This window comes from Bythopirellula sp., from assembly GCF_041737835.1.
Taxonomy (GTDB): Bacteria; Planctomycetota; Planctomycetia; order Pirellulales; family Lacipirellulaceae; genus Bythopirellula.
In genome coordinates this window covers 224,441-247,958 of the sequence record NZ_JBGSQY010000040.1, presented here as the reverse complement: position 1 = coordinate 247,958, position 23,518 = coordinate 224,441, and the positions used below count along the sequence as shown (strand labels likewise).

Sequence of the window (23,518 nt, the reverse complement as noted above, 5' to 3'; positions counted from 1 at the left end):
GCCCCAACGGGGCGATACTAAGGCCATGCCTCAATCTTTGGCCAAAGTCGCCGTACATTTGGTTTACAGCACCAAGCACCGGGCTGCTTATCTGAATGAGCCTGAACTGCGCGCGGAACTCTACGCTTATAAGGCGGCCATTCTAAAGAACAATGTCGACTCGCCCGCGATATTAATTGGTGGAATGCCTGACCATGTTCATATCCTGTGTTTGCTTTCGCGTAAGTTTGCCATCAAGGACGTTGTGGAAGAGGTAAAACAGAATCAACAAAGTGGCTCAAACGACAATCGCCTACATTGGCAGATTTTCATTGGCAAAGTGGCTATGGCATCTTCTCTGTCAGTGAGTCGAATATCGAGCAGGTTAAACTCTACATAGCTAACCAGGAGGAACATCATCGTCAGATGTCGTTTCAAGATGAGTTTCGACTTCTTTGCCAGCGTCATGGCATCCAGATTGATGAGCATTATGCCTGGGATTAGCATCGCCCCGTTGGGGCTTTAAGAATCGTTACGGATATTCACAACCCAGGCCGTTGGCCTGGGCTGACTTAGGGTCGCCACTTCGTGGCTGAAGAAGCAAAAAAAGGTAATGAATCCAAAGTTTCTAACAGCAAGTCCTTCAAGGACCAAAGGTTCGCCTGCAAAACATCCCCAGAACTGCTCCAAATACCACCAATATCGCGCTACTCGGCTCCGGCACCGCGTACATCGCTATATTATCGATGTCATACGAAACACCCGTTCCATTGATTTGCGATGAAATGCTAAGCAAAGCCGTAGATGACGATGCAGTATAGAAAAAACGAAACTGCGTCCAATCTGGAATATTTCCAGGCGAGTATGCCGTGAAAAGATAGTCGCCGTTTAGGGCCACGCCAAAGCTGGGCAGATCCAGTGGCAGGCCAATGCCACGGATTTTTCCTTGGCGATATTCACCCGTTATAAGATAAGGCTGGTTGGGCACAAGGTTGGTGATGATTTGGCTCACCGTGGGGTCAACTCCGGGTGTCGTGTAGGCATCGTCAAGTTGAATGGCACCAGGAGGATTGCCCACCTGTGAATGGTAACCAATACCATAAGGAGTATTTGTGATCGTCCAACCGTTCCAGTTGCCGTTGAACCCACCATTCATCACGAGATTCTCTTGTGCCTTGGCCAAGTGAGTCATGACGAGCAACAACCAAAACACGAGAGCTAAGAAAGTATTCTTCATTACGCTAACACCCCGAAGAAAAGAAGTTGTCGGTCAGCACGGAGTTGGCGTCCAACTGGGAATCCATTGTCCCTAGCGGCAAACAGGGGTCAACAGAGAGGCGGCCAAAAATAATTCCCATTTCAAGCCATTTTTTACGACTTCTAAATGACAAGTGCCTCCGTGCAACGCCAAAAAGGCCAGGGACGTTTCTGTAGAAATTGTGCCACGACTTCTGCTATGGTGACGGTTGCAAACGTGATGCGTTTACGGGAGTAGGTTATTCGTAGGCCGCGAACGAGTTTCACGAAGTTCCGGCAATGGCTTCGAGCCGTGAGAAATGGCAACCTAGATTCATCTGTCGCCTAGGCGTTCTCAGAATGACCAAGAGTGTGAAGCACGGCCGTTTGCAAGACCGAGGGAACTTGTTCAATCTCCAGGCGTGATCAAGTTGATGAAGTTGAGCAAGATGACAAAGTTGCTTGGCAACGTTTGAGCTGCTGCAAACCTGACCAAGCTGGCAAACCTGGCCAACCAAATGCGAGAGAAGGGATTTATACGCAACATGAACCGATGATAGCACGGAATTCAGGCAATCTGGGAAGACTCTGTCTGGCGTGTCGGTTGAACCGAATCTCCAGCCTTGAGGTTCCGATACTCCTGAGGAGAGCACCCCGCAGAGCGCTCCTGCCCCAGACCATTCACCTTCGCCGGGAATGAATTATGAAACATACATTTGGTCGCTGCATTTCCGCAGCCGTTTGTGCCTTAGTTTTGGTGAACACTGCCACTGCCGCTCGTCCGCTCATTCCGGGCACGGGCGCGAGAATCGACTACGTTGGCGACGATTTTGAAGACACCGAGTGGAGCTTTATCCACAACTTTCCCAAGAGTTCGCGTGAACAAGACGAGCGTTTGCGCTCGCCGACGGGACGTTCCACGAATGGCTTGTGGGTCGAAGGCCCCGAGCGTGGCCATCCCGATCACATGCAAATCGTGCCCACGCCCGCGGGCGGTTTGCCAGGCAGCAATCATGCGTTGCTTGTTCGTACGTTGAACTCCGGCATCCCGGGTTACATGTCGCGGGACACGCAGCAAGACGACCTCGTGGCCAACAGTTTGGCTCGCATCGGGACAATTCCCGTGAGCGAAATGCCGAGTGCCACGATTCGTGTTTACTTGCCGGAAGCCGATGAATGGGAGAATCGCACCGGTCCCCACTTTGGTTTCCGCATTAGCACGTCGACCATCAACACTAAGTCGGAATCCAAGGGCGGCTTCTTCGGCGGTTCACGGACCGTCACCGAGAACGAACCCTACTGGCCGGGCTTGTGGATTCACTTCCGCAGTAAGGGCCACAAGGGTGCCAAGGAAGATTCTGCCTTCTTGACCTATCGCGGCGATACCCGTGGCCGTGATATTCGCTGCAAGGAAATTCCCGCCGATCAATTCGGTTGGTGGACGCTGGGGCTGTCGGTCACGCCCGATGGTCAGGTTCACTACTACGCTAAGCCAGGTGTTGAAGATCTGACAGCTGCTGACTACATTACCTCGCAATTCCCGTACGGCTTCAACGCTCAACGGCTGCGGACGTTCTTCATCGACGTGTGCAACAACAACGACGGCAAGACTTGGTCGACGCCGTTCGTGATCGATGATCCTTCGTTGCACGTGGTGAATTCATCACGCATCGAGAGCGTCGTTCAGCGTAAGGTTGACCGCGAGATTCGTAATGCTGAGGCTCGTGAAAAAGCCAAAGCCAAACGCCAGCAGCAAACGGCCAATCGCTCGCGTCAATCAAATAAGTAGGAATTAACACCTACTGATAAGTGCAAACCAACGCCCAGGGATTGCAATCCCTGGGCGTTTGCTATTTGGGTTCGACGAACTTAAATCCGCGGCTTTGACCGAAGAACTGCAGGGGGTTGTCATAAACCACCTGCCGGATGAGTGCTTCGTTGTGACCCCGGCGGCGCATTTCCATGATGAAGTCAGGCACGGCCGTTGGTTTCGAGGGCCCCCAATCACCGGCGGAATTCACGAGCAAGCGCTCCGGGCCGTACATTTCCACCATATCTGCTGCGCGGGCGGGCGTGCATTTGCTCACGGGGTAGAGCGTCATCCCCGCCCAAAAGCCCGCCTCCAGTACCGGTCTTATCGTGTGTTCTTCCACGTGATCGACGAGCACCCGGCTGCGATTGATCCGGCTGTCGCCCTTAAGCATGTCGAGAATCATCCGCGTTCCTTGATGTTTGTCTTCTAAGTGCGGCGTGTGGATGAGGATTTGCTCGTCGGTCTTCACGGCCAAATCAAGGTGCTCGAGGAACACGATAGCTTCGTTACGCGTGTTTTTGTTGAGCCCAATTTCGCCGATCCCCAGCACGCCAGGGCGATCCAAGAATTCGGGGATCATTGCCAAGACTTCGCGTGAGAGCGACACATTCTCCGCTTCCTTGGCATTGATGCAGAGCCACGTGAAGTGCTGAATGCCGTAGCTGGCCGCGCGTTTGGGCTCGAAACCGGTGAGTTGAGTGAAATAGTCGCGAAAGCCGTCGACACTCCCCCGGTCGTAGCCGGCCCAGAAAGCCGGTTCACTCACCGCTACGCAACCCATCTTCGCGAGGGTTTCGTAGTCGTCGGTCGTCCGCGAGACCATGTGGATATGGGGATCGATGTAATACACGTTAAGCCGCCTGCTACTTCACACCCAAGGTCTGCCGCCAGTTTTCGTCAAACGCGCGACTGAATAAAAGCTGCACTTGCTCGGCGCGATCATTCTCGTCGTTAAGCAGCAGTTGAATTGCCGTTTGCAGTTGCTGCCAGCGGGGATCGTCCGGCGTGCCACTCCCAGATCGCGAAACGCGATCGAGCGCCGCCGCGATTTCGAGAATTTTCGCCCGCGTAGGCAGATATTCACGATCCATGATCTCACGGCTTGATTGTGGAGGCGACATGGCAGAACTCCAGCTTATTCCGCTTCGACCACGGACTTGTTCGATGAGGAACTAACGGCAAGGCCGAGCACCATCACGGCCAATTGGCTCAATACGAACAGCAGCAGCCATTTCACTCGGCCTTCCGTAAAACCGTAGGAATGCAGGCCCACGCCCATCAGGTTCACGCCGAACCAGGACCAAGCAGTCACGACATTGCCGAAAACGGCGAGAATCGCGAGACCACGATGGGCGATCATGCCGCCCCAGCGGGCATGCAGCACGAGGGCATTCCACAGCACGATAATCAACGCCCCGTTTTCTTTCGGATCCCAGCCCCAGAAGCGACCCCACGAATCGTCGGCCCATAAACCTCCAAGAACCGTTCCCACGAAGCTGAAGAACGTCGCGAAACAAAGCGTGCCGTAAGTCATACGAATGAGTTGCTTGCGGCTTTCTTCGTCCAGTCGTTTGAGCCACAAAACCATCACGACGTACACGATCCCCATCATGCCGGCGAGAATCGTCGTCGAATAACCGAGCGTAATGCAGACCACGTGAGTCGCGAGCCAGAACTGCGTGTCGAGCACGGCCTGCAAAACCATGAAGGTGTCGCCGTCACCCGCCAAGTTATAAGCGATGAACAGCGTGGGAAAACCGACTATCGCGGCGAGCAAATTGCCGAGCCCTTTGCGGTAGACATATTCATATACGAGGGCAAACAACACTGCGGCCCAGCCGATGAACACCGCCGAGGAATAGAGATTCGTGACCGGCGGCCGGCCGGAAATGTAGATGCGAGCAACAAGCGCATAGGTGTGCAAGCCAAACGTGAACCATAGCAACCAATTGGCCGACCGATTGAGAATCTCCGACCAACCCAGCCACGAACAAGCCGCCAGAACGAAGCAAACTAGATACAACGCCATCGCCAACACGAACGGATTGAAGTGATTGAAATAGGCTTCGTAAGCGATGCGGCCTAGATCGAGTTGCTCGGCCGTTTTGCGTTCCCCAGCGGCCTGTTCCTTCACGAGTTCTTGTTGGTAGGCGGCATCAGCTACGGCACGTTCAGCCACAATCTTCCGGTAGCCAGCCAGCGAGGTGTTGAACTTGTCCAGATCGTCGGCCCGATAAGCGTCGAGGATCGCACGAAACGCTGGTGTGGCTTCGTTTTGCGGCTTCTGCATGAGCCCATTCACGGCGTATTCGACTTCCGCGGCAAAGACGATTTGCCAAGGCTGATCGGGTTCGACCGGTGGAATGGCGCGTGGCCCCGCTTTTTCCAGCCGCTGCATTTCTTGGCCGATCATCGCCAGATCAGCCCGCAGGTTTTCTTCGGTATCGGTACGAATTGCGGGATTGGCAAATGAATCTTGCAGGGCCGTGTAGAGGAAAATTCGCTTTGTGAGCTGCAGCATCTTCTTTTGCTCGAGCGTTTGTTTTTCGGCCGGAACTTCTCGTGCGAGTTGCCATTGCTTGAGTGTTTCTTCCCGGCGATCGGTGAGTTCAGAGACGCTGTAACGAAAACCGTCACGCGGCTCTAATCCGAGGGTTTGCAAGAGGTCGAGATTTTCTATCCGAAAGATCTGATAGTCTTGCGCCCTGGGTGAACCGGTAATGACATCGAGCAGCCATTTTGTTGCGGCAACTTTCGGCTTGATGCCAAACAGGCTTTCTTTATCGAGTTCCACTGTGCCGTGGCCAGAAATGACGGTCAGCACGTTACGAGCCAGCGTATCAAACGGCTGGATGCGTCCCTCATAAGCGAGCGGCAGTTGGCCGAACTCATAGACATTCATTTCGTTGGCCGGAATTTTGGGGGCACGAGCACGTCCCGACACCCAACCGGCGAAAACGAGGACCACCAAAGTTGGAACCCACACCGCAGGGGATTTCCAGTTGGCCAATAATCCCGAGGCTGTTTCGCTGCGAACTACAGATTTGGGCGACGTTTTACGCTCGGCGAATCGTACGAACGTCAAACCGAAGTGATAAAGCATCCCCGTGCCGACCAACATGCACGACACGTAGGGGATCATCCAGCCGGTGTTGCTCACAACTTGCAGCACTGTCCCCTTTTCGGTTTCTTGATCCCAACTCGCTTGATAAAGCGTGTCGGCCCCGTAGCGCAAAGGATTGTTCATCCAAATCTTGGCCGTGCGATCGATGTTGTTATCCGGATCGGCGAGGCGAACCTCCGAGGAAAAATCCTTCGGAGTGTCCGTCCCCACATAGCGTTTGAAGCTGAAGTCAATCAGGTGCACCGAATAAGGTTTGTACAACCGCTCAAAACGCATTTCGATTTCGTAGGTTTTGCCGTCCACGCTGACGACGTCGCCCTGCGCCACCGAGGAAGGCAATGCCCAAGCCAAATAGGAACCTAACGGCTTGTGATCCTTCTTTGAGAGGATCTCGATAGTGGCGGCGGGCAGATCGATGCCTTGTTCCGAGGAGGCTCCCGTGTTTCTGGGGCGTTCTTCAATAACTCGCAAACTTCCCCAGCCGGAGTCGACTTGCGACGTTTCGCCCGGTTGAGCCAGCCGTGTTACGGCGTTGGGATAGTACTCGGTCACGCGAATGGCAAATGGCAGTTCATCTCTTTCAATGATCTCTTTCGAATCAAACGCTTGCCACAACAAATCGCCGGGGATGACCGTTACCTTGTCTTCCTGAATGTTCGACTTGTCGATGATCGCCAACTCCGTGTGGCGAGTGTCTTCAGCAAAATTGACGGTTTGGCCTTCGGTGATGCTCATCCGGGCTTCTTGGTAGTTCAGCCCTGTGTGGAGCTCGCTGAACATCAACAATGCGATGCCGCCGTGCAGCAGCACAACACCGGCTCGCTTGCCAAAAACAAAGTAACAACCGGCCAGCAAAATCAATCCCGCGGCAGTTGCTTTGATCAGCTGCCACATGATTCGCAAGCCCGAGGGATCGAGCTTCGCTTGGGGATTTAGGAACAGCCAGATCGCCACAGCAGCGAGCGCAGTACAGCAGGCCGCACCCAGCCACCATAACCAAGCAGAACCTGTAACCAGCCGATTACGATAGGACAGTGCGAGTCCATAACCAAAAAGCAGCGTGCCGCCACCCAAGGCAAATCGCAATGCGTGCCACAACCCGTTGGAGAATCCCGAGGAAAGTTCGCTGCGAACGGTGTCGCCCAAGCCGCTTTGCACGACGGCATAAGTAAAGAACATGCCAAAGGCGATCAGCCCCACGCCCAGCCACAATTGGCGGCCCTGACCGGTGACTTTAAAGCGCGTGAGATGCGCGGCGAGCAGGTTGGCGGCTAAAAACGCTCCCAACATCCACCCGCCGGGGAACGGAAAGGCTCCGCCTACGTTCCATTCACGCGGAAAGAAAATCTTGAATTCGATCCAAGCAATCCACGTGCGGAAGTACTCGTGAACCACAAACCACACATCGTGATCGATTTGCGCGAGCGTCCCGGCCAGCACCAGAAAAATGCTCAGCGCGAACAACACAACCGTCAGACGCAGCGAGGCAAACGCCGACAGGGCCGTGGAAAGGACGCCAGCATTAACAGCAGCGTGCGCCGGGCGAGAGTGAGGAACTGAACTGGTCTTTTCGTAATTTCCGAGATCGGTAGTAGCCACGACAATTGCCAAGTGGGTGGGGAATCCGCCTTTATGATGATTCTTTAAGTTTACCGCTGTAGGCCCAGTTCGGTAACGCCACTCAGTGGGAATTCAGCTATTTGAATTTCACGGAGTCCGTGAGATTGCGGAAATTCTCGGTTTCTCGTTCGACAAGTGGTGCGGCGCCGAAGAGCTTAAAAAACCAGACTTTTCCACCACGCACAACCATTGCCGCCAAGATCGCCTGCCGTGGATTGGTCCCTTCTGGCCCGACGAGATTGACGAAACTTCCCTCGGTGCCGTCGATCTCAATTTTTTCGACAAGCCCCGCCAGTTTGTCGTCAACGGGAAGTCCAACCTGCGCCGCCCAGCGCTGCACGTTGGCCAGCACATCGGTAATTTGTGCCCCACCTGAGGCGGGCAAATCAATCAGCGTGAACTCGGCCTGTTGATCGCCATCGGTAATCACAAACGCGGCTTTACGCATCGCCGACACGCGGCCCGGCTGCCAACCGTCGGGAGTCGTCAGCGTGAACTCGGCACTTCCAGCCGCCGGAGGAGTCGCGCTCGCAACGGGAGGAGTCGACTGGGCTGGTTCGGTGGTGCCTGCCATGTTGCCATGAGGATTCATCGCCATCGTGTTTTGTATGATGCCAACAAGCTCAATCACCGTGGCCGGACCGGCGTTGGTTTTCGTTTCCTTGGTCAGGTTGAGAATCGTCTGCCGTGGCAGTTCCCCTTGTCCCAACTGGTCCAACCAACGATTCACGTTCGACGACACGAACTCGCCCCAATTGTCGGACTTCGGCAGCGAAGAAATCGCAATCTCCAGATCGCCCGCTTCATCGGGGACCACAATTGTGTTGATTCGCATCTCCGAGGGGCCTTTTTCACTCCAACCCGTGGGCAACTTCCAGGTGAGTGGACTTCCCGTGCCAACATCGGCCAAGAAAGCCTCAAACTCCGAGCGATGGCGATTAATGGCCGCACTCTTGCCGACCAATTTGAAGAAATAAACCTGATCACCGACAGGGAGCATCGCGGTGAGCATGCGATCGAAATCAGCGGCGACATCTTTCGCAACGATCGCCTCGCGTGGAGGCCGCGTGCGTTCAACCGTGTATGTGCTGATTTCGCCTTGTGGCTTGCAGCCCAGGCAAAGAAAAGGAATCAACGAAGCCAGACCGATAAAATGTCGAACACCCAAGGTGGTCATGAGAGAACCTGATCACGTCATGCAGTTGTCGAGAAGCCAAACTGCAGCGTGACCGATTCTTTTGATGTTCGCAACCCGTGAGGCCGGTGAGCGGAATTAGCGTAAGCCAAACAACCCCAAAATAGCGTCCAGCATGGAACTGTTGACCGTATAATTGCCGTTCCAACTCCAGACGTTCTGCAGCATGTCGAGCATCATGAATACGCCGAAGCCAAGGAACATGACGCTGGCAACCAACAACAGAATGCTGCCAATGCCGAATTGTGCCTCGGGGCCCGCCACGGGCACGGCAACCGCGCCTGCATAAGCGGCCATGCCAAGGTCCCCAGCAGGGGCTTCGCCAAAATCTTCCGTCAGGAGAACTCCCTCATCATCCGCCGAGAAGCCATCTTCCAGCAGGCCAGCACCTTCGCCATCGAAGCCACCCAGATCGGCATCCAAGGCGATCACTTGCGAACTGCTGTCGCCGTCGTCCAAGCCCCCTTCGCTCAATGGGGTGAGTTGGAAGTCATCGTCGGTTTGAAGCGCCGCCCCCGAGGCAGCAGCACCGATATCGCTGCCCAGCAGCGATATCTCAGGGTCGGAGCCTTCGAGAGACAGGGAGCTCAAAATCGCCGAGCCGCCAACGTCCAAAGGAATGTCATCGAGAGCCAGGCCGCTGTCCGAAGGCGAGATAAGATTTATGCCACTATCGCCGCTGTCGAGCGTTAGGTCGCTGCCACCCGCGTCGGCGAGGATCAGATCGTCATCCCCCGCCAGTTCCAGTTCCACATCGCCGTCGGCTTCTTCGAGATTCGTGCCCGCGGCTGCCAAATCTTCCAACGGCACATCGGTCGAACCCATATTGCCTTCGTCTTCGGGTTCATCATCATCGCCTAGCTTCAGATCGCTATCACCCTTCGGGCTCGTTAGCGACTTGCTGGCTTTCTCTCTGGCGTCAGCAACGTCGGCCGGGTTCAAGGCCAGACTCGACTCCGCGGCGAGATCGATTTCCAATTCTTCGAGATCTTTAAACGCTTTCTTGGCGTCGGAGAGATCTTCCATTTCATCGAGCACACCCGAACCGGCCACGGTCGAGGAAAGCACGTCCGAGGCGCCAGCCGCTGACAGCTTGGTGTCTTCTTCGTCGGTAACGTCGTCGAGCTCCAGTTCGAGGTCTAGATCGGCATCCGGCAAATTCAGTTCTTTGCGGCCGATAATTGTGCTCAAAGAACCGGTGACCGATTCTCCCAGTTCTTCATCGCTCAAGAGAATCGAATCGGTAGGATCGCTCGGTTCGTCGGGAGCATCCAAGGAGAGATCGCTCGTTCCTGCCGTGACCGTATCTTCTAGTCCAGCAAGTTCGAGTTCGCTGCCCGCCGATATCGAATCGGTATCAGCCATTCGAAGATCGAGAGCCGATTCATCGGGTTCGCGTGACGAGCTTGGCTCATCGAGATCGATCTCGGGCAGATCCGCGAGGCCCAGATCGTCGTCAAAGTTAAAGTCGGGTAGCGGCTCGGCGTCGACTAAATCAGAAGGGTCGATCAAGCTGATGTCACTCGGCGGAGGCAGATCGGGAACGCCTTCGGTTGACATCCGGTCGATTTCTTCACTCCGAAACTTCCAGCTCGAGCCATCGCGATAGGCCCGCAGCATATTGTTCTCGCGCAACTCATTGAGTTGTTCTGCCGAGATGTTGAGTTTCTTGAGTGCGTCTTCAAAATTGACAAATTCCATCGCTGCCTCTGGTGTTCCAAATGGTTTGGATTCACGTTTCGGCTCGGCGCTAAAACCTCCATGCGAGCAACGAGCAGTTATCTAAATTGTCGAATCGTTCGAGCTTATTGTCGTTCCAAGGTGTTTTGTATGTCGGCGGGCGAGAGGGTATCGCTGTTGAACTGCAGCATTTGCAAATCGGCGTTGAAATTGCGAATGCTTCTCGGCTGGATCTCACCCGTATCGCGGCTGATGTCGTATACGCCCATCACGCGCTGAGCGGGGTCGATCATTACCACCCGCAGCAGCTTGTTATCAAGTTCTTGCACATGAGTAATTAGGCCCGTCGATCCCAGGCCGGCATTGAGTGGAGCGGCAAATGCCGTCTCGTGACCCGACTGCCAACCGTTGGCCAACAAACCCAACCCGAGGGCTACCACTGCCAAGACAATCCATTGCCGCATCGCTCGATCTCCTCCATTTTGGGTAGAATCAACAGCGGGTGACCCTCAACCTCTATTCTAAGAGCCGACCCCTCCACTTCAAGGAAATTTCACCCCATCCTATTGCGCCATCTGGATTTACTCAAACAGCATAATCGCCAGAATCACACCTAAGGCCCTCAAGAAACCGCAACTAGGCGATTTTGGGGGCGTTTGCTAACTTGGCAGCCATGAGCAACGCAGAAATCACAAGCCGGTTGGAATATGCCGTCGAAATCGCTCGAAAAGCGGGCGATTTCACGTTGCAGCACTACCGCAAACCAGGGCTGGCCGTGGAACGCAAAGGAGACGGCTCGCCGGTCACCGTGGCTGACCAAGGGGCTGAGAAGCTGTTGCGGGAGCTGATTTCACAGCAATTTCCCGACGACGCGATTGTGGGTGAGGAATTCGGAAAAACTTCGGGAACGAGCGGCTATCAGTGGATTTTGGACCCCATCGACGGGACCAAATCGTTTATCAGTGGGGTGCCTTTGTACACAACCCTGGTCGCCGTCATGCAGAACGACGAGCCGCTGATCGGTGTAATTTTCGCTCCTGCCGTCGACGAAATGGTGTACGCCGCCAAGGGGCAAGGCTGTTGGCATGTCGTCGACGATGGGGAACGGCATTCGGCCAAAGTTTCCGAGGTTAGTTCCCTGGCTGAATCCGTTTATTTGACCACCTGCGTGCGTTCCTACACGCTGGACCGCCCGCAGGATGGGCGAGAGGTTTTCGATAAATTGGCCGAATCCTGCCGGGTGAGCCGCACTTGGGGCGATGCGTTTGGCTATATGCTCGTCGCCACGGGGCGAGCCGAAATCATGATTGACCCCATCATGAACCTCTGGGATGCCGCCGCATTGCAGCCGATTATCGAGGAAGCCGGGGGACAATTCTTCGATTGGCAGGGCAGGCCGACCGTTCACAGCGGCGAGGCCGTGGCGACGAATGGCGCCTTGGCCGCCCAAGTTCGGCAAATCCTCGGCGATTCCTTAGCCGAAGAAATTGCCGATTTGGGCTAAACTCTGTCCTGAACAGCGGTTGCGTTCTTTTTGCGAATCGCTATATTCAGGAGTTTACCCAACAATCAATTGAATATAGCTCTGTTTACGAAGGACCAGCGACATGGCCCGACAATGTGACGTTTGTGGCAAAGGCCCCCAAGTCGGTAACTCGGTGACGATCCGCGGTAAGAAGAAGTACCTGGGCGGCGTCGGTACGAAGATCACCGGCATTACCGCTCGGCAATTCAAGCCGAATCTGCAACGAATCCACGTGACGACTCCTAACGGCACGCACAAGACGATTCTGGCCTGCACCCAGTGCATCCGCTCGGGCACGATCACCAAGATCGTTCGTCAGGCGCCGTTCAAGGTCCCCGATCAACCGGCCGCGACCTAAGTTTCGAAACCGTGACCGTTGTTTGCGGTTCGTAGGTGGGGATTCTCATGGCGATCACACGTGCCGACGTCGAGAATGTGGCGTTGCTGGCCCGTTTGCAATTGAGCGATTCGGAGCTGGATCGCTTGGCGGGGGAACTCGCGAATATCGTCGACTACGTGGATCAACTCGCCGAAGTCGACACCACGGGTGTTGAACCGATGGCTCATGCGGTCGAAGTTCACAATGTGTTTGCCGACGACGTTGTCGAGCCGAGCTTGTCGCGGGAAGCTGCCTTGTCGAATGCACCGCGACACAATGATCGTGGCTATCTTGTTCCCCCCGTGCTTGGTGAATGAAATTTCTCTGTTTGGGTTTTCGCAATGTCGCTTGTCGAGACGTCGGCCACCGAGCAACTAGAGCGACTTGCCTCCGGCGATATTACAGCCGTTGAGTTGACCCAGGCCTATCTCGATCGTATCGCGGCAATCGATGGAAAAGTCGGCGCGTTCTTGCGAGTCGAGAGCGATGCCGCCCTGTCCCAAGCCGCGGATGTCGATGCTCGCCGCAAGGCAGGCAAACCCCTCGGCAAACTGGCGGGGCTACCTGTTGCCGTGAAAGACGTATTGTGCGATCAAAGCACGCTCACGACTTGTGGTTCGCGGATGCTCGAGAATTTCCGCGCGCCCTACGATTCCACGGTCGTGGCGAATTTGAAAGCGGCGGATGCGGTGCTGATCGGCCGCACCAACATGGATGAATTCGCGATGGGGGGCTCGACGGAAAATTCCGCTTTTCAACTCACGAGAAATCCCTGGGATCTGGAACGCTCTCCTGGCGGTTCAAGCGGTGGCGCTGCGGCGTGCGTGGCTGCGGAAATGGCACCACTTTCGATCGGCACTGATACGGGTGGCTCGATTCGCCAGCCCGCGGGATTGTGTGGCGTTGTAGGACTGAAACCGACCTATGGCCGGGTGAGTCGTTACGGCCTAGTGGCTTTCGCGAGCAGCCTCGATCAAGCAGGACCTCTCGCGCGGACAACTCAAGATGCCGCGCTGCTGTTGGAAACAATCGCCGGGCATGAGCCCCGCGATTCGACGTCGCTCGATAAAGCGGTTCCCGAATTTTCTAAGACCGTAACGCAACCTCTCAAGGGTTTAAAGATCGGTTTGGCGTGCGAACACTTCGCCGCGGGGCTTGATCCTGAAGTGGAGCAAGCAGTTCGCGAGGCGGTCAAAGTTTATGAATTGTTTGGAGCAACCGTCAAAGAGGTCTCGCTGCCCAATAGCAAATACGCGGTGGCGACTTATTACGTGATTGCCCCCTGTGAAGCGTCCAGCAATCTCGCTCGTTACGACGGTGTCCACTATGGCCATCGCACTGATGAAAAAGCGATGCTGGCCGACCTGGCGATGGAACGCAAATCGTTGGAAGCCGCTGGCGATCAAGTTGCCCTGCGGCGACTCGACTCTTCGCTTGTGCGGATGTACCGGCGTTCGCGTTCGGAGGGTTTTGGTGCTGAAGTGAAGCGTCGGATTATGCTTGGCGCCTATGCTCTCAGCGCTGGTTATTACGATGCATATTATCTCAAGGCATTGAAAGTCCGCCGATTGATTCGTCAGGATTTTGATGCAGCGTTTGCGGGTGTTGATTTGATTCTCAGCCCCGTGACAGCCCAAACGGCGTTCAAGATTGGCGAGATGGTCGATGACCCGCTTGCGATGTATTTGGTCGATCTTTACACCGTGAGCGCGAATCTTGCTGGTTTGCCGGGAATCAGCTTGCCGTGTGGATTCAGCAAGGCGGGCCTTCCTATTGGCTTGCAATTGATGGCCCCGCCGCTGGCAGAGGAATCACTTTTACGCGCGGCTTACATGTACGAAAACGCGACTGATTGGCACAAACGTCGGCCAAAAATTTAACCACGAAACACACGAATGACACGAAAAAATAAAAGAGTTTATCACTTTATTTCGTGTGTTTAGTGTCTTTCGTGGTTAAAAACGTAGACTATGTCAAAACCTTACACCACCATCATCGGTTTGGAAGTTCACGTGCAGCTTGCCACGAAGAGCAAGTTGTTCTGCCGATGCAGCACGCAGTTTGGTGCCGAGCCCAATACGCAAACATGCCCGGTTTGTATCGGTTTGCCTGGAACATTGCCCGTGATGAATCGCGAGGCTTACGAGTTGTCGCTCAAAACGGCACTCGCGATTAACTGCGAGATTCCTGCATTCACGAAATGGGATCGCAAACAGTATTACTACCCCGACTTGCCGAAGGGCTACCAAATCAGCCAGTACGACTTGCCGATGTCGTCAAATGGCTATCTCGAAATCTCTGACGACAAAGGCGCGTTCGAGCCCAAGCGAGTTCGCATCACACGGGCCCATCTTGAAGAGGACGCGGGCAAGAGCGTGCATGATGAAGTCGCTGGTAAGGCCGATAGTGAAATCGATCTCAATCGGACGGGCACGCCGCTGTTGGAAATCGTTTCCGAGCCTGATATGCGTAGCTCGGGCGAAGCGAAAGCGTTTTTGCAAGAGTTGAAGCTGCTCCTGATGCACATCGCGGTCTCCGATTGCAACATGCAAGAAGGAAGCCTGCGAGTCGACGCCAATGTGAACCTGCACATCGACACACCGCAAGGCAAAATTGCCACGCCGATCGTCGAAATCAAAAACATGAACAGCTTCCGCGCGGTCGAGCGGGCTCTCGACTACGAAGTAGAGCGGCAATATCGCGAATGGCAAGAAACGGGCAAGAAAATTGGTGATGCCCCTAAGCAAACACGGGGTTGGGACGACGTCGCGGGAGTGACACGCGGCCAACGCAGCAAGGAAGAATCGAGCGATTATCGTTATTTTCCCGATCCCGATCTGGTTCCCGTTGTGGTGACCAAGGAGCAAATTGAGGCGGTGCGGAACTCATTGGGCGAATTGCCCGCGGATTTACGTAAGCGGTTCACGGAGCAACTTGGCCTCTCGGCGTATGACGCCAACGTGATCGTGAATCAGGGCCGCGCGCTGATCGAGTATTTTGAAGAATCTGCACAAAAGTGCGGCGATCCCAAAGCGGCGTGTAATTGGATTACGCAAGACATCCTGCGTTACTTAAAAGACAACGAGCAAACCATCGCCGAGTTTCCGATTTCCGCAGCGACACTTGGCGGCATGATCTCGGCAATTAATGACGGCCAACTTCCCAAGCCGCGGGCCAAAGATGCGTTCGAGATTATGCGGAGCGAAAATCTAAGTGTCGCGGAGGCCATTAAAAAGCTTGGAATCGAGCAGGTTGATGAGTCGGCAATTGAGGATCTCTGCCGGGATTTGCTCACGAAAAATCCCAAAATCGTGGCCGATGTCCGGGGTGGCAAAGCTCAGGCCGTCAGTTCGCTCATCGGACAAGCGAAAAAACTAAACCCCAACATCGATCCTGGCCGTTTTCGCGAAATTTGTTTAGTGCTGATCGAGAGTGGTAAAGTGTAGAGGAAGCCTATGTCCTCCTCGATTATCACACTTACCACCGATTTTGGCGTATCGAGCCCCTATGGCGCGGCGATGAAGGGGGTGATGCTCGCGATCAATCCAGCGCTACAGATCGTCGACATTACCCACGCGATCCCGCCGCAGCAGATCGCTCAAGGGGCCATGGCCTTGGCCGACACGACTCTGTTGTTTCCCGCAGGGACGATTCACATCGCGGTTGTCGATCCCGGCGTGGGCAGTTCGCGAGCCATTATTTATGCCGATATTGCCGACCAGCGGTTCGTTTGCCCCGATAATGGGCTATTAAGTCGGTTGGCGGACCGGCAGCCACCCACTAAGATAATCCACATCACTGCGGAACAATATTTTCGTCAACCTGTGGCACCCACGTTCCATGGCCGGGACATTATGGCCCCGGTCGCGGCGCGGCTCAGCTTAGGTTTGGATCCCGATCAACTTGGTCCAGCACACTTGGAATTGCAGAAACTGGATTGGCCTGGAGCAACGAGAATGGCAAATCGGATCGAAGGGAAAGTGGTGGCGGTCGACTCCTTCGGCAACCTGATCACCGATATCACACGCGACATGCTCGCCGACGTGCCGACCGACGAATCGGTGACGGTTCGTTGCGACGAGCACGAAACGCAGTGCATTTTCAAAACCTACGCCGACCAACCGCCGATGACCCTTGTGGCGTTAATTGGCTCGAACGATCAGCTGGAAATTGCCATCGTGGACGACAGTGCCAAGATTATGCTCGGCGTCGGTGTGGGTGCCCCCGTCGAAGTTTGCTGGTAAACCCTTTGAGTTCGATGCCCACTTCCGCAGAACTAATCGACTGGGACCGCCAACATTATTGGCACGCTTTCACCCAAATGGCAGAATATACGCCGTTGGTGATCGAGCGAGCCGAAGGGGTTTGGCTCTACGATGTTGAGGGGAATCGCTATCTCGATGGCATCAGCAGCATGTGGTGCAATCTGTATGGCCATCGTCATCCCAAGATCGACGCCGCGATCCGCAATCAGCTCGATCAAGTAGCCCATGCGACCTCGCTGGGAATGGCTACGGTGCCGGCGATTCAACTGGCCAAACGATTGGCCGAACTGGCACCCGGCGATCTGAATCACGTGTTTTTTGGCAGCGACGGTTCCTCTGCGGTTGAAGCAGCGATCAAGATTGCGTTTCAATATTGGCAGCAACATGAATATCCTCAGCCAAAGAAGCAACGTTTCATCGCGTTGGGCGAAGCCTATCATGGCGACACGCTGGGTAGCGCCAGCGTGGGAGGCATCGACCGGTTCAACGCGATGTTTCAGCCGCTCTTGTTCGACGTGATTCGCCTGCCGATCCCCGATCGGGAGAAATTGCCCGCGGGGGCCGATGCGAGCTACTATCTGGCTGAATTGGATCGCGTGCTTTCAGCGGAGCATGAAACCATTGCCGCCATGGTAATCGAGCCTTGCATTCAAGCCGCGGCGGGAATGATCTTCCATCCCGCGGGCTATTTGCATGGCGTTCGCGAGCTGACGCGGAAATACAATGTGCTATTGATCGCGGATGAGATTGTCACCGGTTGTGGCCGCATTGGTAAGATGTCGGCGTGTGAATTGGAAGGCGTAGTGCCTGACCTCTTATGCTTGGGCAAGAGTCTTTCAGGGGGATATCTACCGATCTCGGCAACGATTGCCACGTCTGAGATTTATCAAGCGTTTCTTGGAACCGCCGCCAGCGCGCGATCCTTTCGCCACGGCCACACGTATGCCGGCAACCCGCTCGCGGCTGCCGCGGCATTGGCAGCGTTGGAGATTACACAAGATTCCGGCGGCGCGCAAGACGTAAGCAACCGCCAAGAGCAATTGAACGAGTTGTTAGCAAATCTCGAACGTCTACCGCATGTGGCCAGCACGCGACGGATGGGGATGATTGCCGCCGTGGAACTAACTCCAACGGGCGCTAATGCAGAACGCTATCCCGTGGAAATGCGAATCGCCTACCAAATCTGCCGTGAAGCCTTGAAACGCGGCCTGTGGTTGCGGCCACTCGGCGACACACTCGTGATCATGCCCCCGCTGTCGATCACCCAAGACGAACTCACATTCTTCGGCGAGATGTTGCACGATTCAATAGCAACAGTGACAGCCAATCCGCTTCCGCCGGATCAAGTTGCACACCTTGCGGGTGACGATTGATCAGAACGTGGGCTGTGGTTTACGAGGACGGAATTCAATCGCACCGGCTGAAGTTCGGGGCGGCTTGTAGTCGCTAGGCTTCTTGGCCGGGAAGTCATCGGGCTTAGCTGAGGGACCTAGCGTTACTGTTCTGCGATCGGATTTCCAACCCATCAGGTTCAGAAATTCGTCGAGCGTGATCGTTTCGATTCCAAGACGGTCGGCAGCTTCGGTCATTGTTTCCCAGGCAAGCCGCTGATTATCAACATTCGGAATTGAGCCTTCCGGGAACTGACCGAGAATCAAGTAGCGCGTATCGACCGTCATTTGACCGGCGACTTCGCCGTTCTCCGCGGGTTGAGCATCGACCTTGCCATTGTTCAAGGCGATGACCGTTTTGAGTTCATCGATATCGGTTTTGCCGTCACCGTCCATATCGAGAATGCCGGCCAAGGCAAAGCCAACTTGTCGGCCACGATTCCAGACTTGGCTGTAAATCTTATCACCTTCCATCAAAGGCCGGGTGGGAATGTCGCTCGTAATGCGCGCCTCGGCCAGATGCGGGCTCAAAATCTTCGTGACTTCGATACTTCCCTTGGTGTCGGCCTTAAGAGCGTCGGCTTCGTCGCCACTATAAACGCTGAACGTCACCTGGGGACGTAGGGCATCGGCTTCTCCGATGTTGATCCAAACTTTGCCCTCTTTTTGGTTGACCCAGCTGATCAGGCCATCTTCGGGTTGGGCGAATGGATCCGGATCAAGTTGATTACCACGCAGGATTTCGATGTCCTGCTTCATGGCGGTCACTTCTTCAAGTTGCTTTTTTGTGGCTGTGGAAGCGTCGGCGTTGACTTTATCGATTTGTGTACGTTGATCGGCCAGCTGTTGAGAAAGCTTTTGGTTTTCAGTATTCATCGCGGCCCGGGATTGGTCGAACTTGGCCCGCTCCGCCTTCAAGTCTTCAACGGCTTTGGCAGCTTCTTTACTGAACTGCTGAATCTGTAAGTCCTTCTCTTTCTCCGTAGCGAGCAATTTTTCTTTCAATTGCTTATTCTCGGATTTAGCCGTGGCTTCGCTCTTAGAAAGATTTTTATTCTCTTCAGACAAATTGGCTAACAGCGGGCTGTAAAACCGGTCGTTCTCTTCAAATGAAGCGCCGTACTTGGCGATATCTTCCTCGAACGACTTCTGAATTGTTTCTAACGTGTCGTCTTCGTTGAAGCCCATCCAAGTCTTGTAGCTGTTGGCTTCGGCCTGCAACTCGCCGAGCGAACTCTGCGCTTGTTGAGCCTGTGTCGAGGCATCATTCGCGCGCGATTGTTCCGTTTTGCGTGCATTGTTCAGCAGAAACAAGCCCACAAACATCAGTAACAAAAGCAGCACGAGCGCGATCACGACGCCCTGCAAAGTTGTGTTCTCTCGAGACGCCATCTTTTCTCTGTCCTAGAAAAAGCTGTGAACGGTGGTTTGCTGGGCTTGCTAAAGTGGGCCGCCCATCAGTTCGCGATGTTTCATCTATTGTAGGTACGACGATGACCACGAAGCAAAAACGAATAGAGCGCTGCAAGACGAGGTATGTCTGCATGAGGAAATTCGTCCTAAGTCGAGCTTAATTGTGGGATTACGTCATGTCAACAAATGGCGGTTAGGCGCTTTGGGGAGAGCCGCCAAACGACTCGGCCCTGGTCATCAGGCGGTCCGTTGAGCGATACTTAGGAGACTCGTCGGGTCGAATTCTGGCCGGGCAATTCACACAATCCGTCTTTCCGTACTGCCGCACCCCCCTGCCACCCCGACGACCCTCCATGGCCAAGCAATCCCAACAACCGTCACTCCCCGGTATGGAACACGACGAGCCAGCCATTGTGCCCCCCGTCGCGACGTTGGCCCGCCAAGAAAAGCCGGAAAGCCAGCCCCGTTCGCTCGAAGGTTGGAACATAGTGGCGGTGGATGCTCATTCGCTGATTTTCCAGGTCTTTCACGCGATTCCGGAAATGACCAGTCCTCACGGCGAGCCGGTGGCAGCTGTTTACGGCTTCACGCGCGACGTGCTACAGCTTTGGGAAACGCGCCAACCCGATGCCATTTTTTGTGCGTTTGATCTGCCGGGTCCCACGTTCCGTCACGAGTTTTTCGACGCGTACAAAGCAGATCGCGGCGAGATGCCCGCCGACCTCCAGCCGCAGATCCCCAAGATTTGCCAAGTGCTCGATGCATTGGGCATTCCGGTGCTAACCAGCCCTGGGTTTGAAGCCGACGACGTGCTGGCCACCTTGGCACGGCAATGCGATGAACTAGGCGCTAACCTGCTGATCGTCACGGGAGATAAAGATTGTCGGCAGTTGATTACCGATCGTGTGTCGCTGTTCAATATTCGCAAGAACGAAGTTTACGATGCTAATTCGTTGATGCAGGACTGGGGAATCCGGCCCGATCAAGTGGTCGATTTCCAAGCCCTTGTCGGGGATAAAGTCGACAACGTGCCAGGAGTACCACTGTTTGGCCCCAAGCTCGCACAAGAACTGTTGGCGACATATGACACGCTCGAAAACGTGCTCAATAATGCTTCGAAAGTCGCGGGTGCGAAGCGGCAGCAAAATCTCATTGAGCATCGTGGCGATGCGTTGCTTTCCCAGCGACTGGCGCGGCTTGATACCAATGTGCCGCTGGAACCCGATTGGTACGACGCCCGGGAAAGGCCGATAAATCACGACGAAATCGAGCGACTGTTTCGAGAGTTTGGATTTCGTTCGTTGGGTCAACGCATTTCGGCTTTGGATCAAGCAACGCCAACGCAGGTCAAGGCAGCTGCCTCCGCACTGCAAGTGCAAGTCATCGACACACCGGAAAAACTCACCGAGTTCGCCGCCAAATTGCAGCAACAGCCATTGATTTCCATCGACACGGAAACAACAAACATCGATGCACGCCAAGCCGAAATTGTCGGCTATGCGATTTCAATAGTTCCTGGCGAGGGATATTACATTCCCGTCCGCGGTCCGGCGGGGGGAAATTTGCTTGCCCCCGAGCTTGTGGCCGATACTTTGCGGCCGATTCTCGAAAACCCAGACATTGCCAAGGTGGGTCAAAATCTCAAGTACGATTACGTGGCGATGCGCGGGGCTGGAATTGCGCTTGAAGGCATCAAGTTCGACACGATGATTGCCAGCTATTTGCTCGATGCGGGCGAACGGAGCCACAATCTTGATCAGCTCGCTCTTCGCTACCTGGAACACGAAACGATCAAAATCGACTCCTTGATCGGCACGGGTAAAAATCAAAAACGGATGGACGAAGTGCCCGTCGCGCAAGTCGCTCCCTACGCGGCGGAAGATGCCGAAGTCGCATTGCGTTTGGTGCCGCTGTTGACCGCGCGATTGGAAGAGCAAGGGCTGGAATCGCTCAACGAGGCGGCGGAGGTGCCGCTCGTGCAAACATTGGGAGACATGGAGTTTGCCGGGATCGCAATAGATACGAATCGCTTGGCGGAGCTCAGCAAACAATACCGAGCAAAGCTCGACAAACTCACGATAGAAATCGAAGAGTTGGCCGGACATCCGTTAAATATTGCTTCCCCCAAACAGCTGGCCGAATTGCTGTTCAGCGAGTTGAAGCTGCCCGTCATTAAACGGACTAAGACTGGTGCCAGCACCGATGCGAGTGTGCTGGAAGAACTCGCCGGAATGCATCCGCTCCCCGCGAAGATCGTCGAGCACCGCCAGTACGCCAAACTGCTCAACACCTATGTCGACGCTCTTCCCACGATGGTGCATCCGGAAACTAAGAGGGTTCACGCTTCGTGCAACCAAGTTGTAGCCGCGACGGGGCGGCTCAGTTCGAGCAATCCCAACCTGCAAAACATTCCGATCCGCACCGCCGAAGGGCGTGAAATTCGCTCGGCGTTCAAGGCGGGGCCAGCGGGTTGGAAATTGCTGGCGGCCGACTATTCCCAAATCGAATTGCGTGTGCTCGCGCACTTCTCTGGCGACGAAACTTTGCTCAAGGCGTTCGCGAACAATGAAGACATTCACACCCTCGTGGCGAGCCAAGTTCAGAATGTTCCGCTCGAGGAAGTCGACAGCAGTATGCGCCGTAATGCCAAGGCGGTGAATTTCGGAATCATCTATGGCCAAAGCCCGTTTGGCTTGGCCAAGGGATTGGGCATCTCCAAAGAAGAAGCGGCCGAGTTCATCGAAACCTACTTTGCTCGATATCCGGGCGTGTTGCGATTCATGACCGAGACGCTTACCCGCTGCCGCCAACAAGGCTATGTCGCCACGCTGTTGGGTCGACGGCGTTCGGTGCAGGGAGTGCGGCCAGTACCGCTGGGTCTCCGCGAAGAGAAATCGGGGCTCTTGCGGCAATTGAATCTGGCGGAACGGACGGCGGTGAATTCCGTGATCCAGGGTTCTGCCGCCGACTTGATGAAGCTGGCGATGATCGGTGTCGCCCGCAGACTCAAAGAATCCCAACTACCGGCGACGATGCTGCTGCAAATCCACGACGAGCTCGTGTTTGAAGTGGCGCCCGACAGCATCGATACGCTCGCACGGCTGGTGGTGGAAGAAATGAGTGGCGTCATGTCGCTGGCCGTGCCTTTGCAAGTCGATGTTAAATTTGGCGATAACTGGGCCGAGTGCGAATCGTGGCAAGATTCGTGACGTGTGATCATCCCCATTGGAATTGTTGGAAATCGAATGGCTTCCCACCTTCGCGGGAAAGACGGTAACGAAACATGTTCATCATTGGACTGACCGGAGGGGTCGCAAGCGGCAAATCGGCTGTGGCCGAGGAGCTGGCGGCGTTAGGGGCCGTGGTGCTCGATGCGGATAAAGCAGCCCACGAAGTCATCAATTTCCCCGAGGTGAAGCATGCGCTCACCGAGCGTTGGGGCAGTGAAATCCTGCTGGCCGATGGTAACGTTGATCGCAAGGCGGTAGCCGAGCGAGTTTTTTCGACCCATAAGCCGGCTCTCGTGGAACGCAAATTTTTGGAGAAAATCCTCCACAGTCGGATCAAAGATGAGTTTGAATACCAACTCACGCGGCTGAAAATTGCCAAAACTCCCGTGGCGGTGATCGATGCTCCGCTGCTGTTGGAGGCTGGTTGGCAGCAAGGTTGCGATATCGTGCTGTTTGTCGACAGTCCTTTGGAAGATCGCCAGCTGAGGGCGAAATCCTCGCGAAATTGGACGGCGGAAGATTTCACAACACGAGAAGCTGCCCAAATGCCGATAGAAGAGAAAAGACGCCGAGCCACGCATGTGATCGCGAATGATGGCACGCTCGACGAGCTTCGCCAGCGCGTCGAGGAGTTCTGGAAGTCGCTTTCCCTGCCGATATGACGGGGA

18 protein-coding genes and 1 pseudogene are annotated in these 23,518 nt (G+C 55.0%); 11 read left to right on the top strand and 8 right to left on the bottom strand.

Translation table 11 applies throughout. The features are described 5' to 3' along the window. Positions 1-25 precede the first annotated feature (25 nt). Positions 26-483: pseudogene (locus AC6T8Q_RS12590) on the top strand (transposase). 139 nt (positions 484-622) lie between these two features. On the opposite strand, the gene AC6T8Q_RS12585 reads toward AC6T8Q_RS12590, so the two are convergent. Beyond that, complete coding sequence (locus AC6T8Q_RS12585; RefSeq protein ID WP_500679412.1) at positions 623-1,216, bottom strand: PEP-CTERM sorting domain-containing protein; 594 nt, start codon at positions 1,214-1,216, stop codon at positions 623-625. A 702-nt stretch (positions 1,217-1,918) separates the two neighbouring features. On the opposite strand from AC6T8Q_RS12585, the gene AC6T8Q_RS12580 reads away from it, so the two are divergent. After that, entirely contained in the window at positions 1,919-3,004 is a 1,086-nt protein-coding gene (locus AC6T8Q_RS12580) for a hypothetical protein (protein ID WP_500679411.1), read from the top strand. Between the two features lie 61 nt (positions 3,005-3,065). On the opposite strand, the gene AC6T8Q_RS12575 is transcribed toward AC6T8Q_RS12580, so the two are convergent. From AC6T8Q_RS12575 to AC6T8Q_RS12550, 6 genes are all read right to left on the bottom strand, one after another. Then, positions 3,066-3,878, bottom strand: a complete 813-nt coding sequence (locus tag AC6T8Q_RS12575; RefSeq protein WP_500679410.1) for a TatD family hydrolase — start codon at positions 3,876-3,878, stop codon at positions 3,066-3,068. A gap of 13 nt (positions 3,879-3,891) precedes the next feature. Then, on the bottom strand, positions 3,892-4,149 hold the full coding sequence (locus AC6T8Q_RS12570; protein ID WP_500679409.1) for a hypothetical protein: 258 nt from the start codon (positions 4,147-4,149) through the stop codon (positions 3,892-3,894). A 14-nt stretch (positions 4,150-4,163) separates the two neighbouring features. Next, a complete protein-coding gene (locus AC6T8Q_RS12565; protein ID WP_500679408.1) occupies positions 4,164-7,751 on the bottom strand; it encodes a cytochrome c biogenesis protein in 3,588 nt (1,195 codons plus the stop codon). 97 nt (positions 7,752-7,848) lie between these two features. Next, complete coding sequence (locus AC6T8Q_RS12560) at positions 7,849-8,949, bottom strand: hypothetical protein (RefSeq protein WP_500679407.1); 1,101 nt, start codon at positions 8,947-8,949, stop codon at positions 7,849-7,851. A 96-nt stretch (positions 8,950-9,045) separates the two neighbouring features. Continuing rightward, positions 9,046-10,668 carry a hypothetical protein gene (locus AC6T8Q_RS12555; RefSeq protein ID WP_500679406.1) on the bottom strand — a complete coding sequence of 541 codons (1,623 nt, stop codon included), beginning with the start codon at positions 10,666-10,668 and terminating at the stop codon, positions 9,046-9,048. Positions 10,669-10,772: 104 nt separating this feature from the next. Continuing rightward, on the bottom strand, positions 10,773-11,111 hold the full coding sequence (locus tag AC6T8Q_RS12550; RefSeq protein ID WP_496922906.1) for a hypothetical protein: 339 nt from the start codon (positions 11,109-11,111) through the stop codon (positions 10,773-10,775). A 209-nt stretch (positions 11,112-11,320) separates the two neighbouring features. On the opposite strand from AC6T8Q_RS12550, the gene hisN reads away from it, so the two are divergent. The 7 genes from hisN (at position 11,321) to bioA (ending at position 18,189) form a co-directional block, all read left to right on the top strand. Next, the gene (hisN, locus tag AC6T8Q_RS12545) at positions 11,321-12,151 is read left to right on the top strand and encodes a histidinol-phosphatase (RefSeq protein ID WP_500679405.1); all 831 of its coding nucleotides are present in this window, start codon (positions 11,321-11,323) and stop codon (positions 12,149-12,151) included. A gap of 103 nt (positions 12,152-12,254) precedes the next feature. Continuing rightward, positions 12,255-12,530, top strand: a complete 276-nt coding sequence (gene rpmB / locus AC6T8Q_RS12540) for a 50S ribosomal protein L28 (protein ID WP_500679404.1) — start codon at positions 12,255-12,257, stop codon at positions 12,528-12,530. A gap of 47 nt (positions 12,531-12,577) precedes the next feature. Continuing rightward, entirely contained in the window at positions 12,578-12,868 is a 291-nt protein-coding gene (gene gatC, locus AC6T8Q_RS12535; protein ID WP_500679403.1) for an Asp-tRNA(Asn)/Glu-tRNA(Gln) amidotransferase subunit GatC, read from the top strand. Positions 12,869-12,892: 24 nt separating this feature from the next. Beyond that, entirely contained in the window at positions 12,893-14,431 is a 1,539-nt protein-coding gene (gene gatA / locus AC6T8Q_RS12530; protein ID WP_500679402.1) for an Asp-tRNA(Asn)/Glu-tRNA(Gln) amidotransferase subunit GatA, read from the top strand. A gap of 90 nt (positions 14,432-14,521) precedes the next feature. After that, positions 14,522-15,997: an Asp-tRNA(Asn)/Glu-tRNA(Gln) amidotransferase subunit GatB gene (gene gatB / locus AC6T8Q_RS12525; protein ID WP_500679401.1), complete on the top strand. Its 1,476-nt coding sequence runs from the start codon at positions 14,522-14,524 to the stop codon at positions 15,995-15,997. 9 nt (positions 15,998-16,006) lie between these two features. Continuing rightward, complete coding sequence (locus AC6T8Q_RS12520) at positions 16,007-16,795, top strand: SAM hydrolase/SAM-dependent halogenase family protein (RefSeq protein ID WP_500679400.1); 789 nt, start codon at positions 16,007-16,009, stop codon at positions 16,793-16,795. Positions 16,796-16,809: 14 nt separating this feature from the next. After that, positions 16,810-18,189 (top strand): adenosylmethionine--8-amino-7-oxononanoate transaminase, encoded by a 1,380-nt coding sequence (gene bioA / locus AC6T8Q_RS12515; protein ID WP_500679399.1) that lies wholly within the window; start codon positions 16,810-16,812, stop codon positions 18,187-18,189. On the opposite strand, the gene AC6T8Q_RS12510 is transcribed toward bioA, so the two are convergent. Then, complete coding sequence (locus AC6T8Q_RS12510) at positions 18,190-19,599, bottom strand: hypothetical protein (protein ID WP_500679398.1); 1,410 nt, start codon at positions 19,597-19,599, stop codon at positions 18,190-18,192. It abuts the gene before it with no gap. Between the two features lie 374 nt (positions 19,600-19,973). Between AC6T8Q_RS12510 and polA the strand changes: the two genes are divergently transcribed. After that, positions 19,974-22,829, top strand: a complete 2,856-nt coding sequence (polA, locus tag AC6T8Q_RS12505) for a DNA polymerase I (RefSeq protein WP_500679397.1) — start codon at positions 19,974-19,976, stop codon at positions 22,827-22,829. 74 nt (positions 22,830-22,903) lie between these two features. Further along, positions 22,904-23,512: a dephospho-CoA kinase gene (gene coaE / locus AC6T8Q_RS12500; RefSeq protein ID WP_500679396.1), complete on the top strand. Its 609-nt coding sequence runs from the start codon at positions 22,904-22,906 to the stop codon at positions 23,510-23,512. Positions 23,513-23,518 lie beyond the last annotated feature (6 nt).